This window comes from Stenotrophomonas thermophila (assembly GCF_001499715.1).
GTDB lineage: Bacteria > Pseudomonadota > Gammaproteobacteria > Xanthomonadales > Xanthomonadaceae > Stenotrophomonas > Stenotrophomonas hibiscicola.
The window spans coordinates 62,130-79,423 of the sequence record NZ_CVIW01000003.1 but is presented as its reverse complement, the minus strand read 5'-3'; the positions used below and the strand labels follow the sequence as shown (position 1 = coordinate 79,423).

Annotated in this window: 18 protein-coding genes; 10 read left to right on the top strand and 8 right to left on the bottom strand. The window is 66.9% G+C overall.

Going from position 1 to position 17,294, the window contains the following annotated elements; translation table 11 throughout:
• Positions 1–2: 2 nt before the first annotated feature.
• The 5 genes from BN1263_RS03240 to BN1263_RS03220 form a co-directional block, all read right to left on the bottom strand.
• Positions 3–752 carry a cytochrome c1 gene (locus BN1263_RS03240; RefSeq protein ID WP_058979545.1) on the bottom strand — a complete coding sequence of 250 codons (750 nt, stop codon included), beginning with the start codon at positions 750–752 and terminating at the stop codon, positions 3–5.
• Positions 745–2,004 (bottom strand): cytochrome b, encoded by a 1,260-nt coding sequence (locus BN1263_RS03235; RefSeq protein WP_019659030.1) that lies wholly within the window; start codon positions 2,002–2,004, stop codon positions 745–747. The genes BN1263_RS03240 and BN1263_RS03235 overlap by 8 nt, the downstream gene beginning before the upstream one ends.
• Positions 2,004–2,624 carry a ubiquinol-cytochrome c reductase iron-sulfur subunit gene (petA, locus tag BN1263_RS03230; RefSeq protein ID WP_004151998.1) on the bottom strand — a complete coding sequence of 207 codons (621 nt, stop codon included), beginning with the start codon at positions 2,622–2,624 and terminating at the stop codon, positions 2,004–2,006. The genes BN1263_RS03235 and petA overlap by 1 nt, the downstream gene beginning before the upstream one ends.
• 194 nt (positions 2,625–2,818) lie before the next feature.
• On the bottom strand, positions 2,819–3,739 hold the full coding sequence (locus BN1263_RS03225; protein WP_019659031.1) for a lytic transglycosylase domain-containing protein: 921 nt from the start codon (positions 3,737–3,739) through the stop codon (positions 2,819–2,821).
• 45 nt (positions 3,740–3,784) lie between these two features.
• Positions 3,785–4,753: a helix-turn-helix transcriptional regulator gene (locus tag BN1263_RS03220; protein WP_058979544.1), complete on the bottom strand. Its 969-nt coding sequence runs from the start codon at positions 4,751–4,753 to the stop codon at positions 3,785–3,787.
• Positions 4,754–4,833: 80 nt separating this feature from the next.
• On the opposite strand from BN1263_RS03220, the gene BN1263_RS03215 reads away from it, so the two are divergent.
• Both BN1263_RS03215 and miaB read left to right on the top strand, forming a co-directional pair.
• On the top strand, positions 4,834–5,454 hold the full coding sequence (locus BN1263_RS03215; protein WP_058979542.1) for a glutathione S-transferase family protein: 621 nt from the start codon (positions 4,834–4,836) through the stop codon (positions 5,452–5,454).
• Positions 5,455–5,660: 206 nt separating this feature from the next.
• Positions 5,661–7,079, top strand: a complete 1,419-nt coding sequence (gene miaB, locus BN1263_RS03210; protein WP_058979540.1) for a tRNA (N6-isopentenyl adenosine(37)-C2)-methylthiotransferase MiaB — start codon at positions 5,661–5,663, stop codon at positions 7,077–7,079.
• A 73-nt stretch (positions 7,080–7,152) separates the two neighbouring features.
• On the opposite strand, the gene BN1263_RS03205 is transcribed toward miaB, so the two are convergent.
• Genes BN1263_RS03205 through BN1263_RS03195 form a run of 3 tightly spaced genes read right to left on the bottom strand, consistent with a single transcriptional unit; the run spans position 7,153 to position 10,162 of the window.
• Positions 7,153–8,265, bottom strand: coding sequence for an ABC transporter permease (locus tag BN1263_RS03205; protein WP_058979538.1), 1,113 nt, complete (start codon positions 8,263–8,265; stop codon positions 7,153–7,155).
• Positions 8,262–9,185, bottom strand: coding sequence for an ABC transporter ATP-binding protein (locus BN1263_RS03200; protein WP_058979536.1), 924 nt, complete (start codon positions 9,183–9,185; stop codon positions 8,262–8,264). Before BN1263_RS03200 ends, BN1263_RS03205 begins: the two co-directional genes overlap by 4 nt.
• A 20-nt stretch (positions 9,186–9,205) precedes the next feature.
• Complete coding sequence (locus BN1263_RS03195; protein ID WP_058979534.1) at positions 9,206–10,162, bottom strand: HlyD family secretion protein; 957 nt, start codon at positions 10,160–10,162, stop codon at positions 9,206–9,208.
• Between the two features lie 440 nt (positions 10,163–10,602).
• Here BN1263_RS03195 and BN1263_RS03190 point away from each other — a divergent pair, with 440 nt between their 5' ends.
• The 8 genes from BN1263_RS03190 to BN1263_RS03155 all read left to right on the top strand — a co-directional run bounded on the left by BN1263_RS03190 (position 10,603) and on the right by BN1263_RS03155 (position 17,220).
• Positions 10,603–11,589, top strand: coding sequence for a PhoH family protein (locus tag BN1263_RS03190; protein WP_019659038.1), 987 nt, complete (start codon positions 10,603–10,605; stop codon positions 11,587–11,589).
• The gene (gene ybeY, locus BN1263_RS03185; protein ID WP_058979532.1) at positions 11,586–12,071 is read left to right on the top strand and encodes an rRNA maturation RNase YbeY; all 486 of its coding nucleotides are present in this window, start codon (positions 11,586–11,588) and stop codon (positions 12,069–12,071) included. The genes BN1263_RS03190 and ybeY overlap by 4 nt, the downstream gene beginning before the upstream one ends.
• Before the next feature lie 47 nt (positions 12,072–12,118).
• Complete coding sequence (locus tag BN1263_RS03180; RefSeq protein ID WP_019659040.1) at positions 12,119–12,724, top strand: hypothetical protein; 606 nt, start codon at positions 12,119–12,121, stop codon at positions 12,722–12,724.
• A 78-nt stretch (positions 12,725–12,802) separates the two neighbouring features.
• A complete protein-coding gene (locus tag BN1263_RS03175; protein ID WP_058979531.1) occupies positions 12,803–13,411 on the top strand; it encodes a hypothetical protein in 609 nt (202 codons plus the stop codon).
• Complete coding sequence (locus tag BN1263_RS03170) at positions 13,411–13,998, top strand: hypothetical protein (protein ID WP_186008948.1); 588 nt, start codon at positions 13,411–13,413, stop codon at positions 13,996–13,998. The genes BN1263_RS03175 and BN1263_RS03170 overlap by 1 nt, the downstream gene beginning before the upstream one ends.
• Before the next feature lie 64 nt (positions 13,999–14,062).
• The gene (locus BN1263_RS03165) at positions 14,063–14,944 is read left to right on the top strand and encodes a CorC family transporter (RefSeq protein WP_005408827.1); all 882 of its coding nucleotides are present in this window, start codon (positions 14,063–14,065) and stop codon (positions 14,942–14,944) included.
• Positions 14,941–16,191 carry a lipoprotein N-acyltransferase Lnb domain-containing protein gene (locus BN1263_RS03160; RefSeq protein WP_058979527.1) on the top strand — a complete coding sequence of 417 codons (1,251 nt, stop codon included), beginning with the start codon at positions 14,941–14,943 and terminating at the stop codon, positions 16,189–16,191. The genes BN1263_RS03165 and BN1263_RS03160 overlap by 4 nt, the downstream gene beginning before the upstream one ends.
• Before the next feature lie 6 nt (positions 16,192–16,197).
• A complete protein-coding gene (locus BN1263_RS03155) occupies positions 16,198–17,220 on the top strand; it encodes a magnesium and cobalt transport protein CorA (protein WP_058979525.1) in 1,023 nt (340 codons plus the stop codon).
• Positions 17,221–17,294 lie beyond the last annotated feature (74 nt).

Here is a 17,294-nt window from a genome sequence, read left to right as displayed (position 1 = left end):
AATCAGTGGACGTCCTTCCAGTATTCCTTCTTCAGCAGGTACAGCAGGAAGGTCAGCAGGGCCAGGAACAGGATGACCCACACGCCCAGCTGCTGGCGCTTGAGCGCGGCCGGCTCGCCGGCGTATTCGAGGAAGTTGGTGATGTCCCGCACGGCCTGGTCGTACTGCCCGGCATCGACCGAACCTGGCGTTTCAATCTTCAGGCCGGTCACCGGCGGGTCCATGCCGGGGCCTTCGGCCTTGCCATGCACGGCGTGCTGCAGGCCCTGCATCTCCCACAGCGGGTTCGGCATGGAGGCGTTGGCGAACAGCGCGTTGTTCCAGCCCAGCGGCCGGCTGCTGTCCAGGTAGAACGACTTGAGGTAGGTGTAGACCCAGTCGCTGCCGCGCACGCGCGCGATCAGGCTGAGATCCGGCGGCATCTTGCCGAACCACTTCTCCGCGTTCTCCTTGGGCATCGCCACCGGGATCGGGTCGCCGATCGCCGAGCCGGTGAAGTTGAGGTTGTTCATCACCTCTTCCTCGGTCAGGCCCAGGTCCTGCGCCATCCGCGAATAGCGCAGGTACTTCAGCGCATGGCAGCCGGAGCAGTAGTTCATGTACAACTGTGCGCCGCGCTGCAGCGAGGCGCGGTCACCCAGATCGTTGCCTGCCTGCAGCAGCTTGGTGCCGCCCTCGGCGGCGGAGGCCAGGAAACTGCCCAGCATCAGGGTGGCCGCCAGGGCCAGCCGGACCATCCAGCGCTCAGTCATGCGTGGTCACCCTCTCCGGTACCGGCTTGGTCTTGTCCAACCGTGTCCATAGCGGCATGGTGATGAAGAAGGCGAAGTACAGGAAGGTCAGCACCCGCCCGATGTAGGTTTCATGCACGTCGGTGCCCGGGCCGGAGCCGATCACGCCCAGCCACACGAAGCACACCGCCAGCACGCCCAGCATCACCCTCGAGATCCAGCCGCGGTAGCGCACCGATTTCACCTTCGCCTTGTCCAGCCACGGCACCAGGAACAGGATCGCGATGGCCGAGAACATCACCAGCACGCCACCGAGCTTGTTCGGCACCACGCGCAACATCGCGTAGTACGGCGTGTAGTACCAGACCGGCTTGATGTGCTCCGGGGTGACCAGGCGGTTGGCCTCGGTGAAGTTGTCGTGCTCCAGGAACAGGCCGCCGAAACCCGGGGCGAAGAAGATGATGAAGGCGGCGATGATCAGCAGGAAGCCGGCGCCTACACCATCCTTGAGCGTGTAGTACGGGTGGAACGGAATACCGTCGGCCGGAGCGTTCGGCGACCAGCGGTTGCCCTTCGGCCCCTTCTTGATCTCCACGCCATCGGGGTTGTTCGAACCCACTTCGTGCAGCGCGCCCAGGTGCAGTACCACCAACAGCAACAGCACCAGCGGCAAGGCGATGACATGCAGCGCGAAGAAGCGGTTGAGCGTGGCGTCACTGGGCAGGTAGTCGCCCATGATCCATTCGGTCAGGCCGTTGCCGATCACCGGTATGGCACCGAACAGCGAGATGATCACCTTGGCGCCCCAGAATGACATCTGGCCCCACGGCAGCACGTAGCCCATGAAGGCTTCGGCCATCAACACCAGGTAGATCAGCATGCCGAGGATCCACACCAGCTCGCGTGGCTTCTGGTAACTGCCGTACAGCAGGCCACGGAACATGTGCAGGTAGACCACGATGAAGAACAGCGAGGCACCCGTGGAGTGCATGTAGCGGATCAGCCAGCCCCACTCCACGTCCCGCATGATGTACTCGATGGAGCCGAACGCCTCGGCGGCGCTGGTCTTGTAGTGCATCGTCAGGAAGATGCCGGTGACGATCTGGTTGACCAGCACCAGCAGCGCCAGCGAACCGAAGTAGTACCAGATGTTGAAGTTCTTCGGCGCGTAGTACTCGCTCACATGCTTGCGATAGACCGGCATCAGGCCCGGCGCGCGGGCATTGACCCAGTCGGCCACGCCGCTGGCGGTACGGCTGAGGATATTGGCCATCAGGCAGCCCCCTGCGGATCGACACCGATGATGATGGTGTTGTCGTCCTGGTAATGGTGCGCGGGCACCTTCAGGTTGATCGGCGCCGGCACGTCCTTGAAGACGCGTCCGGACATGTCGAAGCGCGACTTGTGGCAGGGGCAGAAGTAGCCGCCCTTCCACTGAGGGTCGTAGGGCTCAGGCCGGATTTCGGCGACCATTTCCGGCGAGCAGCCCAGGTGCGTGCACAGGCCGACCAGTACGGAGATGTCCGGCTTGATCGAGCGCAGTTCGGGGTTCTGCTTCAGCACGTAGTCCGGCTGCTGGTCCTTCTCGCCGGACTCGGGGTCCTTGAGACGGCCGTCCAGCCCATGCAGCGCATCGAGGATGGCCTTGGACCGCTTGACGATCCAGATCGGCTGGCCACGCCATTCCACGATCAGGCGTTGGCCTTCCTGCAGGGCGCTGATGTCAGCCACCACCGGTGCGCCGGCAAGCTTGGCGCGGGCACTGGGGTTCCAGGATTTGATGAAAGGAACGGCGGTGAATCCGACGCCGACGGCGCCCACCACGGCTGTGGTGGCAGAAAGAAAACGCCGACGTCCGGTGTTGACTGGATCGTGTACCCCATCGTTGGCCATCCGGCACTCCGATATTGATTAGGTAGCTTTAAGGCTGCCAGCGGATCCGGTGGGGGCCAGAGCCGCATTGAATCGCGGTCGAGTGTAGCGGAACCGTCGCGCGCCACACAACGCATTGCAACAACATTGATTGCGGGGTTGCCGGCCAGCGGCCGGCACTACCTTTCAAAGCAGTGCCGACCAACGGTCGGCACCTACTGGTGACTCAGGGCGGTGCGGTAACGCTCGGCCAGCTGCCCGACCCGGCGCACGTAGTACTGCGTCTCGCTGTAGGGCGGCACGCCACCGTGGCGGTCGACCGCGCCCTCGCCGGCGTTGTAGCCGGCCGCGGCCAGGGTCAGGTCGCCATTGAAGCGCTTCAGCAACCACGCAAGATACTGCACGCCACCGCGGATGTTCTGCCCGGCATCATAGGAATCGCTGACCCCGAAGCGGGCCGCGGTCGGCGGCATCAGCTGCATCAGGCCCTGCGCGCCGGCGCGGCTGAGCGCGGTCGGGTTGTAGGCCGACTCGGCGTGGATGATGGCGCGCACCACGGCTTCTTCGACGCCGAACTCGCGTGCGGCCGAGGTGATCTCGGTCTGGAACGCGGTGGTGTTCAAGCGCACCGAACCGAAGTCCACGCGTGGGTTGACGCCACAGGCATAACAGCGCTCCATGAAACTGTAGCGGATGGTACGCACCGGGCCGAGGTTGGCGACCTGGGTTGGCCGCGCACTGGTGTAGTGGCGCACCCCATCCTTCATGAAGGAATAGACCTGGCCGCTGACCATCCGCCCGGCCCGCGAGGCCGTCGGTGCCGCAGCAGGCGCGGGGGCAGCAGGCGTCGACGCGACCGCAGTGGGCGCAGCGGCGCTGGCCGCCACGGCGACCGGATTGCGTTCGATGCTGGCCACCGTGGTCGGCGCAGGCTTCGGCGCGACCACCACAGGGCGCGGTGCCGGCCGGGTATCGCGGCTGTAGCTGATGCTGCTGCAGCGCGCGCCGGCCACTCGCTTGCTCACGTAGCTGGTGACCCCGTCGGCGCCCTGGCACTTGTACAGGGTGCCGGCGCTGGCCGGCGCAGCGGTCAGCGCAGCGATGATGATCGCCGTTGTCCCCAGTATCCCCTTCATGCCGCGAGTGTCCCAGCTTCGCCGGGGCTTGCCAAGCGACGTGGCTCAGCCTGTGACCGGCGGCACAGCCAGCACCTGGCCCAATCCGGCCAAACGCTGTGCCAGCTCATCGCGCAGGCCCGGCGGCGTGGTCCACAACGCCACCGGCACCCGGTCCAGGCTGAGGATCTGCGCCAGCATCATGCCGCAGCTCTCGGCGCCCATCCGCAACAGGCAATGGCCGGCACCATCAGCCTCCAGCACACCACACCACGGTGGGATGCGCCCTTCCAGCTCGGTGCGGCTGCCGGCCAGGCGGACGATGGCCTGCAGTGCGAACGGCGCCTGGCTGACCGCCTGCCGCACCATCACATCGGGCGGCGCTGGCGTGCGCCGGTGGAGGCCCGGCTCGGAGCACTCACGTACGGCACCCATGCGGTCCACGCGCAGGGTGCGCCAGTCCTGCCGCCCCAGATCCCAGGCAAGCAGATACCAGCGCCGCCCGTAATTAACCAGGTGCTGGGCCTCGACCTCGCGCTGGGTGACCGCGTCCTGCGCACTGCGGTATTCGAAGGCCAGCCGCGACGCCTGCCGGCAGTGCTGGGCCAGCCGTCCGAGCAGGCGTGCGTCGGTGGACGGAAGGTCGGACAGGGTGGCCGTCGCCGCATGCACCTCCCCGGCCTGCCGGCGGCGGCGGGTCGGCACCAGCGGGTCGAGCTTGGACAACAGGCCCCGCGCAGTGTCGTCGATGCCGGCGACGGTCGCAGACGCGGCACGCAGGGCGATGGCCAGGGTGGTTGCCTCCTCCTCGTCCAGCAGCATCGGCAATACCGGCGCCCCCGCCCCGAGCTGGTAGCCGCCGCCCACCCCTGACGAGGCGTGGACCGGGTAGCCCAGCTCGCGCAGGCGCTCGATATCGCGGCGGATGCTGCGCCGGTCCACGCCCATGCGCTCGGCCAGCTCAGCCCCGGACCACTGGCGGCGGGCCTGCAGCAGGGCGATCAGGCGCAGCAGTCGATGGGCGGTATGGCGCATGAAGAATCGAGGACAGAAGTCGTCCGCAATAGTGCCCCAGGATGGCTTCCAGTTCACCACCCACCGCAAGGAGCAATGCCATGACCTCACGCCAGATCACCCTGTACCACGCCGCCCGATCCCGCTCGAGCGGCGCCGTGGCCCTGCTCGAAGCGCTGGGTGCCGACTACCGCATGCAGGTGCTGGACCTGAAAGCCGGCGCCAACCTGGCTCCGGCCTATCTGGCCATCAACCCGATGGGCAAGGTGCCGGCCATCGTCCACAACGGCGCACTGGTGACCGAGCAGGTCGCCATTTATCTGTACCTGGCCGACCTGTATCCGGAAGCCGGGCTGGCACCGCCGATCGGCGACGCCCTGCGCGGGCCCTACCTTCGCTGGATGGCCTTCTACGGCGCCTGCTTCGAGCCAGCGATGATCGACAAGGCGATGCACCGCGAGCCACCGCCGCGCCTGATGTCACCGTACAACGATGCGGACACCGTGCTGCAGGTGGTCGAGGCCCAGCTGGCACAAGGGCCGTACCTGCTCGGCGGGACGATGAGTGCCGCGGATGTGCTGTGGGGCAATGCGCTGGCCTGGACCACGGCCTTCGGCCTGGTGCAGCCTGCGCCGGCCACGGCTGATTACATTGCGCGGATGAGCGCGATGACCGCCTTCGACCGTTCGCGGCAGATCGACGCGGAGCTGGCGGCGGCGTAAGCAGCGCCGGAGCAGCGCCGGCCGGCTTTCCTTGTAGAGCCGAGCCCACGCTCGGCTGGCTTCAGTAGAGCCAGGCCATGCCAGGCTGCCCCATGGGAAGCGGGAAGAGCAGCCGAGCGTGGGCTCGGCTCTACAAGGGCGCGGCGGCTGGCGCGGGATGCGGGTAGAATTGCCCGCTTTCCCGCCACCCGAATGGATTAAGCGCCATGACCGGGACGCCAGACGTCTTTTCGCCCGCCACGCCGGGCGGTACCCCGCTCGTTGCCCTGCCCGCTGGTCCGCGCAAGCCTGACCAGGTCAAGGGCAAGCTGTACATCAAGACCCACGGTTGCCAGATGAACGAGTACGACTCGGCCAAGATGGCCGACGTACTTGCCGCCAGCGATGGCCTGGAACTGACCGACAGCCCGGACGACGCCGACGTCATCCTGGTCAACACCTGCTCCATCCGCGAGAAGGCGCAGGAGAAGGTGTTCAGCCAGCTGGGCGTGTGGAAGGGCCTGAAGAACAAGGGCCGCGAGGTCATCATCGGCGTGGGCGGCTGCGTGGCCTCGCAGGAAGGCGAGGCGATCATCAAGCGCGCGCCGTTCGTTGACCTGGTGTTCGGCCCGCAGACCCTGCACCGCCTGCCGGAACTGATCCGCGCGCGACGCGAACAGAAGCGCCCGCAGGTGGACATCAGCTTCCCCGAGATCGAGAAGTTCGACCGCCTGCCCGAGCCGCGCGCCGAAGGTCCCTCGGCATTCGTGTCGATCATGGAAGGCTGTTCCAAATACTGCTCGTTCTGCGTGGTGCCCTACACCCGCGGCACCGAAGTCAGCCGCCCGTTCGAGGACGTGGTGGTGGAAGTGGCGCAGCTGGCCGCACAGGGCGTGCGCGAGATCAACCTGCTCGGCCAGAACGTCAATGCCTACCGAGGGCCTTATGGGGACGGCGAATTCGCCGACCTTGGCCTGCTGATCCGTACCATCGCCGAGATCGACGGCGTCGGCCGCATCCGCTTCACCACCTCGCATCCGCTGGAGTTCAGCGATTCGCTGATCGATGCGTTCCGCGACGTGCCGCAGCTGGCCAACTTCCTGCACCTGCCGGTGCAGGCCGGCAGCGACCGCGTGCTGTCGGCGATGAAGCGTGGTTACACCGCACTGGAATTCAAGTCGAAGATCCGCAAGCTGCGCGCGGTGCGCCCGGACATCTCGATCAGCTCGGACTTCATCGTCGGCTTCCCCGGCGAGACCGATGCCGACTTCGAGAAGACCATGAAGCTGATCGAGGACATCGGCTTCGACCACAGTTTCTCCTTCATCTATTCGCGTCGACCGGGTACGCCGGCGGCCGATCTGGAGGACACGATCAGCGATGCCGAGAAGCACGCTCGCCTGTCGCGGCTGCAGGAGCGCATCAATGCGCACGCCGCCAGCATCTCCGGGAAGATGGTCGGTACCGTGCAGACCGTGCTGGTGGAAGGGCCGTCGCGCAAGAATCCGAACGAGCTGACCGGCAAGACCGAGAACATGCGTTCGGTGAACTTCCCGGCGCCGGCGCGGTTGATCGGCCAGTTCGTGGATGTGCTGATCACCGAAGCGCTTACCAACTCGCTGCGTGGGCGCGTGGTAGCGGAATAAGGTGTGCCGACCAACGGTCGGCACCCACCGGAAATGATGCCGGACAGCGGCCGGCACTACCGAATGACAGGCCTCAATCCAGGCGCTTGCGGAAACGCAGGATCGCCAGCGTCATCATCACCACGATGAAGGCCAGCAGCGCCAGCGCGTCGTGCCACAGTTCCCATAGGGAGGCGCCGCGCAGCATGATGCCGCGCACCAGGCGCAGGAAGTGGGTCAGCGGCAGCACCTCGGCCAGCCACTGCACCGGCCGCGGCATGCCGGCGAACGGGAACATGAAGCCCGACAGCAGGATCGACGGCAGGAACAGGAACAGCGTCATCTGCATCGCCTGGAACTGCGAACGCGCGCGCGTGGAGATCAGCAGGCCCAGCGCCAGGTTGGCCAGCACCAGCAGGACCGCGGCCAGGTAGATGTCCAGCAGGCTGCCGCGGATCGGCACCTGGAACAGCCAGGTACCCAGCGCCAGCACCAGGGTGGTCTGCAGCAGGCCGATCGCTGCATAGGGCAGCACCTTGCCGACCATCAGTTCGCTGCGCGATACCGGCGTGGCGATCAGCAGTTCCATGTTGCCGCGCTCGCGCTCGCGCACCACCGCCACCGCCGTGAACATCACCAGGGTCATGGTCAGGATCACCCCGATAAGGCCGGGCACGATGTTCACCGCCGAGCGCCGCTGCGGGTTGTAGAAGCTGGTCACGCTGATTGGACCAGCTGCGATGCTGCCTTCGCGTAGCGGCCGCGTATTGCTGGTCGGGCGCGTATCCAGTGGCACCTGCGCCAGCTGGATCGCCGCACTCTGCACCACGGTGTCGCTGCCATCGACCAGCACCTGTACCGCTTCGCGTCCATCGAAGCGGCGACGCTCGAAGTCGGCCGGCACCACGATGCCGACGCTGATCTCGCCGCGGCGCAGTGCCTGCATCAGCTGGCCCGGCGTGTAGGCCTCGCTGCGCGGCGTGATCACGCCGGTAGCGACCATGTCCTGCACCAGTGCGCGAGAGGCGGCGCTGTTGGCCTGGTCGGCGATACCCGCATCGAGGTGGCGCAGGTTGAGGTTGATCGCATACCCGAACAGCAGCAGCTGCATCACCGGAATGCCGACGATCATCGCCAGCGTGATGCGGTCGCGGCGCAGCTGCCGCAGCTCCTTGAGCACGATCGCCCACAGCCGGCGCAGGTTCATGCCGCCGGCTCCCGGCCACGGCCGCGGGTGGCGGCGACGAACACGTCTTCCAGGTTCGGCGCTACGGTTTCGATATGCGCTTGCGGGTCGGGGCTGGCCAGCGCGCGCCGCAGCACTGCGACATCCGCTACGCCCTCATTGCACAGCACGCGCAGATGGGTGCCGATCTGCGCCACGCTCAGCACGCCGGGCAGCTCGGCCAGCACGCGGCTGGCCTGGCGTGGCTGCGATGACGTGACCTGCAGCGTGCGGCCGTCCAGCTGCGCGCACAGTTCGGCCGGCGTGCCATCGGCGACCAGCGCGCCACGATCAAGAATAGCCAGCCGGTGGCAGCGCTCGGCTTCGTCCATGTAGTGGGTCGAGACCAGCACGGTGGTACCGGCGTCGGCAAGTTCAAACAGGGCCTCCCAGAAGTCGCGGCGTGACTCCGGGTCGACCGCGCTGGTCGGCTCGTCCAGGAACAGCAGTTCGGGCGAATGCACCACGGCGCCGGCCAGGGCCAGCCGCTGCTTCTGCCCGCCGCTGAGCGTACCGGCCAGCTGCGGCTGCCGGTCCTGCAACCGGTACTGCTGCAGCAGCGCATCGACCCGTTGCCGGGCCTGGTTGCGCGGCAGGCCCTGGATGGCGGCGAGGAATTCCAGGTTCTCGCGTACCGATAGGTCTTCGTACAGCGAGAAGCGCTGGGTCATGTAGCCGATGCGCCGGCGCAGTGGTTCGGCCTGCTCGGGAACCGCCAGGCCCAGCACCTCGATCTGCCCCGCACTGGGTTCCAGCAGGCCGCACAGCATGCGGATGGTGGTCGACTTGCCCGACCCGTTCGGGCCCAGGAAACCATAGACCTGGCCACGGGGCACGGTCAGGTCGACCTTGTCCACGGCCAGCAGATCGCCGAAGCGACGAGTCAGGCCCTGCGCATGCACTGCGATGTCCGCACCGGTGTTCAGAAGCGCACCTGCACCGGCAGCCCGGCCGGAAGCGTCTGCATGTCGCTGGCTTCATCCACTTCGATCTCGGCGAGGTAGCTCAGGCGCTCGACGTCATCGCCGGTCAGTGCGTAGTACGGGGTGAATGAAGGCTCGCTGCGGATCGCGCGCACATGGCCCTTCAGTACGGTGCGCCCTCCCTCCAGCTGTATCTGCGCCGGCTGACCGACCTTGACCTGCAGGCGCAGCGGCTGCGGCAGGTAGACGCGCGCATAGGGGCGCTCGCCAACCAGCATCACCGCCAGTGGCGCCCCGATCGGTGCCTGGTCACCCTGCCGGTACGGCAAGGCATCGATCACGCCATCGCGCGGTGCGCGCAGCTGCAGCTTCTGCAGGTTGACGCCCTGCACCACCTGCTGCGCCTGTGCGGCGTCGGCGGCCGCCTGGCCCTGGGCGATGTCCTGCGCGCGACTGCCGTGCACCCGTTCCAGCCAGGCCTGCTCGGCGGCACGCACGCTGGCCGCGGCAATGCCGGCGGCCGCCCGTGCACGGTCCAGCTCGGCGGCGGCGATCAGGCGCTGGCGTGCCAATGGTTGCACGCGCCGATAGTAGGCAGTGGCTTCAGCAGACTGCGCGCGCAACGCGGCCAGTTGTGCCTGGGCCTGTGCGATCTGTTCCTGCCGCGGGCCGAGCTTCAGCTCTTCCAGCTGGGCCTGCGCGCGCGCCGTGTCGGCCTGCGCCACCGCGAACTGCGCGTCGCCGCGGGCGGAGTCGAGCTGCATCAGCACGGCCCCGGCCTTGACCCGCTGGCCCTCGCGCACCTCCAACGTGGCGATCACCTCGGCCGCCGGCGCCGGCACCGTGATCCGGTCCCACTCCAGTGTGCCCAGCGCCGTTGGCGTTGACTGCCCACAGCCTGCCAGCAGGCCGATGGCCGCCAGCCCGAGTCCACGCATCCCGTTGCCGATGCCCATACCATCCCTCCTGCGACGGCGACACGGTGCCAGCTGCCCCGTGCACCCTCAATGATTCCGATCAGCCCTGACGGTTTTTTCGCCACGTACGGGCGAGCCTTTTGCTGCAAGGCTCCTCGCCACCTATCCACAGCTTGATTCAGCATCATTCCACAGCTGGTGTGGAGAACCGAACGAGGGCGGCCGTACTGGGTGCCTGGCAGCGGAAGATGCGCTGCCGTCACAGGAGCCGGCCGGCTGTGACGGTTTTTTCACCACCGCCTCATACGCCTTGTGGCACAAGCACTGCGAAGGCCTATCCACAGGTTTTCGCGCCCCCCGTCCACACCGGGTGTGGAAAACCGCGTATCGGCCCGCTGCTGGCCGCATGCCCGGTACGCGCGTAACCTTGTCATCCCAAGTCCATCGCGGTGGACGGCGAACCCGCCCCACCCCAAGCAATGAAAAGCATCGATCATCGAGACTTCACCCTGTCGCCGGAAGACAACGAGCGATTGGCCAACCTGTGCGGCCCCTTCGACGGGCACCTGCGCCAGATCGAGCTGAAGCTCGGCGTGGAGATCGCAAACCGTGGCTTCGTGTTCCGCATCAGCGGGCCCAATGAAGCCATCGTGGAGGCGCAGAAGCTGGTTGAAGCGCTGTACGCCGAAGCCGGCGAGACCGTCTTCGACAACCACGCCATCCATCTGCGCCTGGCGCAGGCCAATGTCGAGCAGATCGCCGAACGCTCCTACGAAGCGCAGGAGGTCGCGATCAAGGTCAAGCGCGGTACGGTACGTGGCCGTGGCGCCAATCAGTCCCGCTACCTGCACCAGATCGCCACCCACGACATCAACTTCGGCATCGGCCCGGCCGGTACCGGCAAGACCTTCCTGGCCGTGGCCAGCGCGGTCGAAGCACTGAACGAATCGCGGGTGCAGCGCCTGATCCTGGTGCGCCCGGCGGTGGAAGCCGGCGAGAAGCTGGGCTTCCTTCCAGGCGACCTGAGCCAGAAGGTCGATCCCTACCTGCGACCGTTGTACGACGCCCTGTACGAGATGATGGGCGTGGAGAAGGTGGTCAAGCTGCTGGAGAAGAACGTCATCGAGATCGCGCCGCTGGCCTACATGCGCGGCCGCACGCTCAACGATGCATTCGTGATCCTGGACGAAGCACAGAACACCACCATCGAACAGATGAAGATGTTCCTGACCCGCCTGGGCTACGGCTCCACCGCGGTGGTCACCGGTGACCTGACCCAGACCGACCTGCCCAAGCACGTGAAATCCGGTCTGCGCGACGCCATCGATGTGCTGCGTGAAGTCGAGGGCGTCAGCTTCACCTTCTTCGAATCCCGCGACGTGGTCCGCCACCCGCTGGTCGCGCGCATCGTCAGCGCCTACGACCGCCGCGACCTGCATCAGATCCAGCCTGGAGCGACGCCATGACCCGTGGTCCCGTGCGACTGGACGTCGCCGTCAGTTATGCCCTGCCGCGTGCCGGCCTGCCGGCGGCCGTGAGCTTTCGCAAGTGGGTGGCCGCTGCGTTGAAGGGCCGCATCCGCGAGGCCGATCTGGCCATCCGCGTGGTCGATGCCAAGGAAGGCCAGTCGCTGAACCGCCATTACCGTGGCAAGGACTACGCCACCAACGTGCTCAGCTTCCCGGCCGAAGTGCCCGAAGGCCTGCCCAAGGGCGTCAAGTTTCCACTGCTCGGCGACCTGGTGATCTGCGCACCGGTGGTGGCCCGCGAAGCCGACGAACAGGGCAAGGCGCTCAACGCCCATTACGCGCACCTGACCGTGCACGGCGTGCTGCACCTGCTTGGCTGGGACCACGAGGACGACAAGGAAGCCGAGGCGATGGAACAGCTGGAGCGCGACATCCTGGCCGAGATCGGCATCGCCGATCCCTACGCCGGCGAGCGCTGACGACCACGCACACCGGGTTCATCACGGAGGACAACCCCATCGCGCTGTTGCCCGCACTCATCGCCGCTCTTCTGCAGGTAACCACTGCCCCGGGCATCGACCCCGACCGGGAACGACCGTCGCCGTTCCCGGCCAGCGACAGCGCGGCCGACATTGCCGCCAAAGTCGCCGAGGTGCAGGCCTTCTTTGACGTCAGCCAACAGACGGCCCGCCAGGCGGTCGCCGAGGCGCAGCAGCACGCATTGATGGAACGCTTGAGGGCGCGCCACGCGGCACGCCTGGCCGGCATGTGGGTGGACAATGCGACGGGTTGGACCGTCGTCGTGCGATTGACTGGCCCAGCCTCCGAGGCGGATGAGACCCATCCAGGGGCGGACGGCCCGCAACGCGTGCGCTATATCATCGGCGCTTCAATGACCGAAGCGGAGATGCAGCGCCGTCTTCAGGCGCAGCAGGGCTGGTTCATCCCGCAGCTGCCCGGTCTGACCGGCTATGGCCTGGACGTCATGACCGGTGAACTGGAGCTGGAACTCCGGGATACCGCTGGCGCGCGCGCAACGGCGGCGACCGTGCGCGACCACCTGCAGGCGCTGCTGGGCTACCCGGTCAGGCTGCGCTGGTACCCAGCGGCATCGCAGCGCCGATCGCCCTGACCCAGCCGGGCTGCAGGTGCCGGTCCGCGCGCTGCGCAATTGTTTGCCGCCTGGCATGGCGGCACAAGGAAACCAAGGATGACCTCGGGAAACAGCTTCACGGCGATTGCAATGAGTGCGGGCCTGTTCGCAGGCCTGCTGGTGCTGGGCGCGTACACCGTGCGCCGCATCAGCGCCCGCGACCCCAGCGGCAGGCACTGGCTGCTGCGCAGCCTGGCCCTGCTCTCGCCCTTGTGCCTGCTGGCCGGGCTGGCGACCGGCATGATCGGCCCGCACCTCACGGGTAGAGCAGAACCCGTCCACCTGCCCGGGCTGTGGGAAACGTCGATGGTGCTGATACTGGTCGGTGCCTTGACCCTGCCGGTGCTGTGGCGAACGCTGCTGCAGCAGCGGCTTGGCAGGCCGGTCAACGCGCTTCCGTTCTTCCATGCCAGCCGCACCTCGTTGCTGGTGCTGTTCGTGCTGGCCGTGATCTACGTGAAAGTGGCCAGGACAGCCGCATCGGAAATGTTGCCCTGGCTGACCAGCCCGGGCCTGTGGCCGGCGGTGGTGCGCATCGCGGGGCAATCGATGCAGATCACCATGCTCGCGGTCGTGTTTACCCTCTCACTGATGGTCGTGCGGCGGGCGATGACCGGTTTCCTGCGCCTTCTCAGCGGGCTGTTCAGGCGCTCACCGGAGCTATGATGGGTGCCCTTCGCCTGCGGAAACCGCCCGTGTCACTGCGCTGCTGCCTGCCCCTGCTGTGTGCCCTTGCGGTCCCATCCGCCTTCGCTTCCAGCGTCGACCTGCCGGCCCTGATCGAATGCCGCCAGGGCGTGGCCGAGCAGGCCGCGCTGGCGCCGCTGCTGGCCGATCCGCTGAAGGCCGTGGCCCAGGGCCTGCAGCCGCTGCCGCAGGGCAACCAGTTCATGAGCGAGTTCCGGCTGGCCAGCCCGATCACCGTCTTCGGCCAACAGACCGATCGGGTGGCGGTGGCCGGCGCCAGCGTCATGGCCGTCCTCGACCAGGCCGACCCACGCCCGCTGGCCAAACGGCTGGAATTGGAGACCGGCTACGACCAGGACGGCAAGTTCATGGCCGGCCGCGAGCTGGTCAGCCGCGACGTGACCGACCCGAAGACCGGCGAGGCCCAGATCGAGTCGATCATCCTCAGCGTCTCCACCGTAGCCTCCCACCCGGGCAAGACCCTGGCCGGCTGCACCTACAGCCTGGACCTGCCCGAAGAGGAGCCGGCCCCGACCGCCCCTGCCCCGGCCACCGGCAGTCACTGACAGGCCGTCACATCCTGCTAGACTTGGGTCAACGCCCGGCCTGCCGGGTGCCTTTTTTCCAGAGATGTCAGAAGACGACAGTAGTAGCTCCCCTGCGGAGCACAGTGAAAAGAAGCGCGGCTGGCTTGAACGCCTGACCTCCGCCTTCTCCGGCGAACCCCATACCCGCGACGAGCTGGTCGCTGTCCTGCACACCGCGCAGGAAGAGGGTCTGATCGCCGCCGATACCCTGAAGATGATGGAAGGCGCCATTTCGGTGGCCGAGCTGACCGTGGGCGACGTGATGATCTCGCGCTCGCAGATGGTCTCGCTGCCGGTTGAAGCGCCCTTCCTGGAACTGATGAAGCAGGTGGTCGAATCCGGCCATTCACGCTTCCCGGTACACGGCGAGAACAAGGACGACATCCTTGGCATCCTGCTGGCCAAGGACCTGCTGCGCGGCGTGGTCGCCGACAACGGCCCGGCCAACGTACGCGAGCTGCTGCGCCCGGCAGTGCTGATTCCGGAGGCGAAGAAGCTCAACGTGCTGCTGAAGGAGTTCCGCCTGTCGCGCAACCACATGGCCATCGTGGTGGACGAGTACGGCGGTGTCGCCGGCCTGGTCACCATCGAGGACGTGCTGGAACAGATCGTCGGCGAGATCGACGACGAGCATGACGAGGCCGAGGATCCGTCAGCGCAGATCGCGATCCAGTCCGACGGCCAGTACGTGGTCGACGCGCTGACCCCGATCGGCGACTTCAACGAGCGTTTCGGCGCGACGTTCTCCGACGAGGACTACGACACCATCGGCGGCCTGGTCACCGAGGCCGTGGGCCACCTGCCGGAAGTCGGTGACGAGCTGGCGCTGGACCGCTTCATGTTCCGCGTGGCCCGCGCCGATGCGCGCCGGGTACAGGCCTTCCACGTGACCGTGCTGCCGCCGGACGCGCAGGACGACGCTTGAAGCGCCGCGGCCTGATCCTTATGGTGTGGCTGGCACTCTACGTGCTGGCCATGGCCCTGCCGCTGGCCGCCTTCGCGCAGCCGGCGCCGGCCACACCTGCCCTGCCCGCGGCCAGCGCTGAAGCCCCTGCTCCGCGCATCGGCGTGGTGACCATGCAGCCGGGCACGGTGTTCTTCGAACGCTTCGGCCATGACGCCATCGTGGTGGTCGATCCGCTCAGCGGAGACGCAACCTCGTACAACTTCGGCTACTTCGACCCCTCCGAGGACGATTTCATCAGTCGCTTCGCACGTGGCGACATGATGTATTACCTGGTGGCGCTGCCGCTGCAGCAGGACCTGTCGTACTACGACGAGACCGGCCGCGGTGCCAGCGTGCAATGGCTGGACCTGCGCCCGGACCAGGCGCGTGCGCTGGCCGCTGACCTTGCCGAGCGGGCCAAGCCGGAAAACGCGCGCTACCACTACGACTATTACACCGCCAATTGCGCCACGATGGTGCGCGACACCCTCGACAAGGCGTTGGGTGGTGGCCTGCAGTCGCAGCTGTCGGGGCGCTCGCGTGGCAACACCTATCGCAGTGAATCGGTCCGTCTGGCCTCGCCGGCACCATGGATGTGGCTGGGCTTCGATGTGGGCCTGGGGCCGTTCGCCGACCAGCCGCTGTCGCGCTGGCAGGAAGCGTTCGTCCCGATGCGCCTGGCCGATGCCTTGCGCCAGGCACGCAACAGCGATGGCCGGCCGCTGGTGCAGTCCGAACAGGAACTGTTGCCGCACCGCATCGATCCGGAGCCGAAGGAGTTCGCACGCCGCTGGTGGCCGTGGCTGCTGTGCGGCCTGGTGATCGCTGCTGGCGTGCTGGCGTTGCGCAACCGCCCGCGCCTGCTGGCCGGGCTGGCACTGCCGTTCTGGCTGCTGTGCGCTCTGTTGGGTGGCGTGCTGGTGTTCCTGTGGGGCTTCAGCATCCACTACGCCGCGTGGGCAAACCGCAACCTGCTGCTGCTTTCGCCGCTGGCCGTGCTGCTGCTGCCCGGTGCGATCGCGCTGCTGCGCCGGCGCCTGCCGGGGCGCATGTTCAGCATCATGTTGTGGCTGCTGGCGGTACAGGCGGTGGCCGCACTGGTGCTGCACTGGCTGAGCCTGCAGGCCCAGTACAACGTGCAGTGGATCGTGCTGCTGCTGCCGGTGCACGCGGCCCTGGCGTGGGTGCTGGGGCGCCGTCCTCACTTGTCCGAAACACGGCCCTGACGCACGATGGCGGGCATGTCATTGCCCGCCTCCGCTTCCGCCCCGGCTTCGGCCAACCCTACCTGCGTCATCAACTGCGTCCACTACGATGACGAGGGCAAGCGCCACGACATCAGCCTGGACGCCATCAGCGATGTCATCGCCAGTGGCAATGGCTTCGTGTGGGTCGGCCTGTACGATCCCAACGACGATGTGCTGCTGAAACTGCAGGAAGAATTCTGCCTGCATGACCTGGCCATCGAAGACGCGCGCAACGCACACCAGCGGCCCAAGGTCGAGACCTACGGCAATTCGCTGTTCGTGGTGGTGACCACCGCGCAGATGGTCGACGAGCGCATCCAGTATGGCGAAACCCATGCCTTCCTCGGCCCGCGCTTCCTGGTGACGGTGCGCCACGGCGCCTCGCTGTCCTACGCGCCAGTGCGCGCACGCGTCGAGCGCGAGCCGCAGCTGCTGAAAATGGGCCCGTCGTACTGCCTGTATGCGGTGACCGACTTCGTGGTCGACAACTACCTGCCGATCGTGCACCGCTTCCGCGATACCCTGGACCTGCTGGAGAAGGACATCTTCGCCGAGAATTACAAGCGCAGCACCGTGGTGCGCCTGTACGAGCTCAAGCGCGAACTGAACAAGATGCGCATGGCAGTGGCGCCACTGCAGGACGTGCTTGCGCAGCTGCGCCGCTACCAGGGCGAACTGATCCCGGACGAAGTGAAGCTGTACGTGCGTGACGTGCATGACCATGCGGTGCGCATCAGCGATGTGATCGACACCCTGCGTGAGATGCTGGGCACCGCGCTGAGCGTGAACCTCTCGCTGGTGACACTGGCGCAGGGCGAGACGGTCAAGCGGCTGGGTGCGTGGGCCGCACTCTTGGCGGCGCCGACGCTGATCACCAGCTGGTACGGCATGAACTTCAGCCACATGCCGGAGCTGAGCCAACCGTGGGCCTACCCACTGATGATCGTTGGCGTGGGCGGCGTCTGCGTAGGGCTGTACCGGCTGTTCAAGCGCTCGGGCTGGCTGTAGCGCATCGACCAACGGTCGATAGCCACCGAATCAGCAGGCCCCGACCGTTGGTGGTGGCACGTGACCCGCTTCTG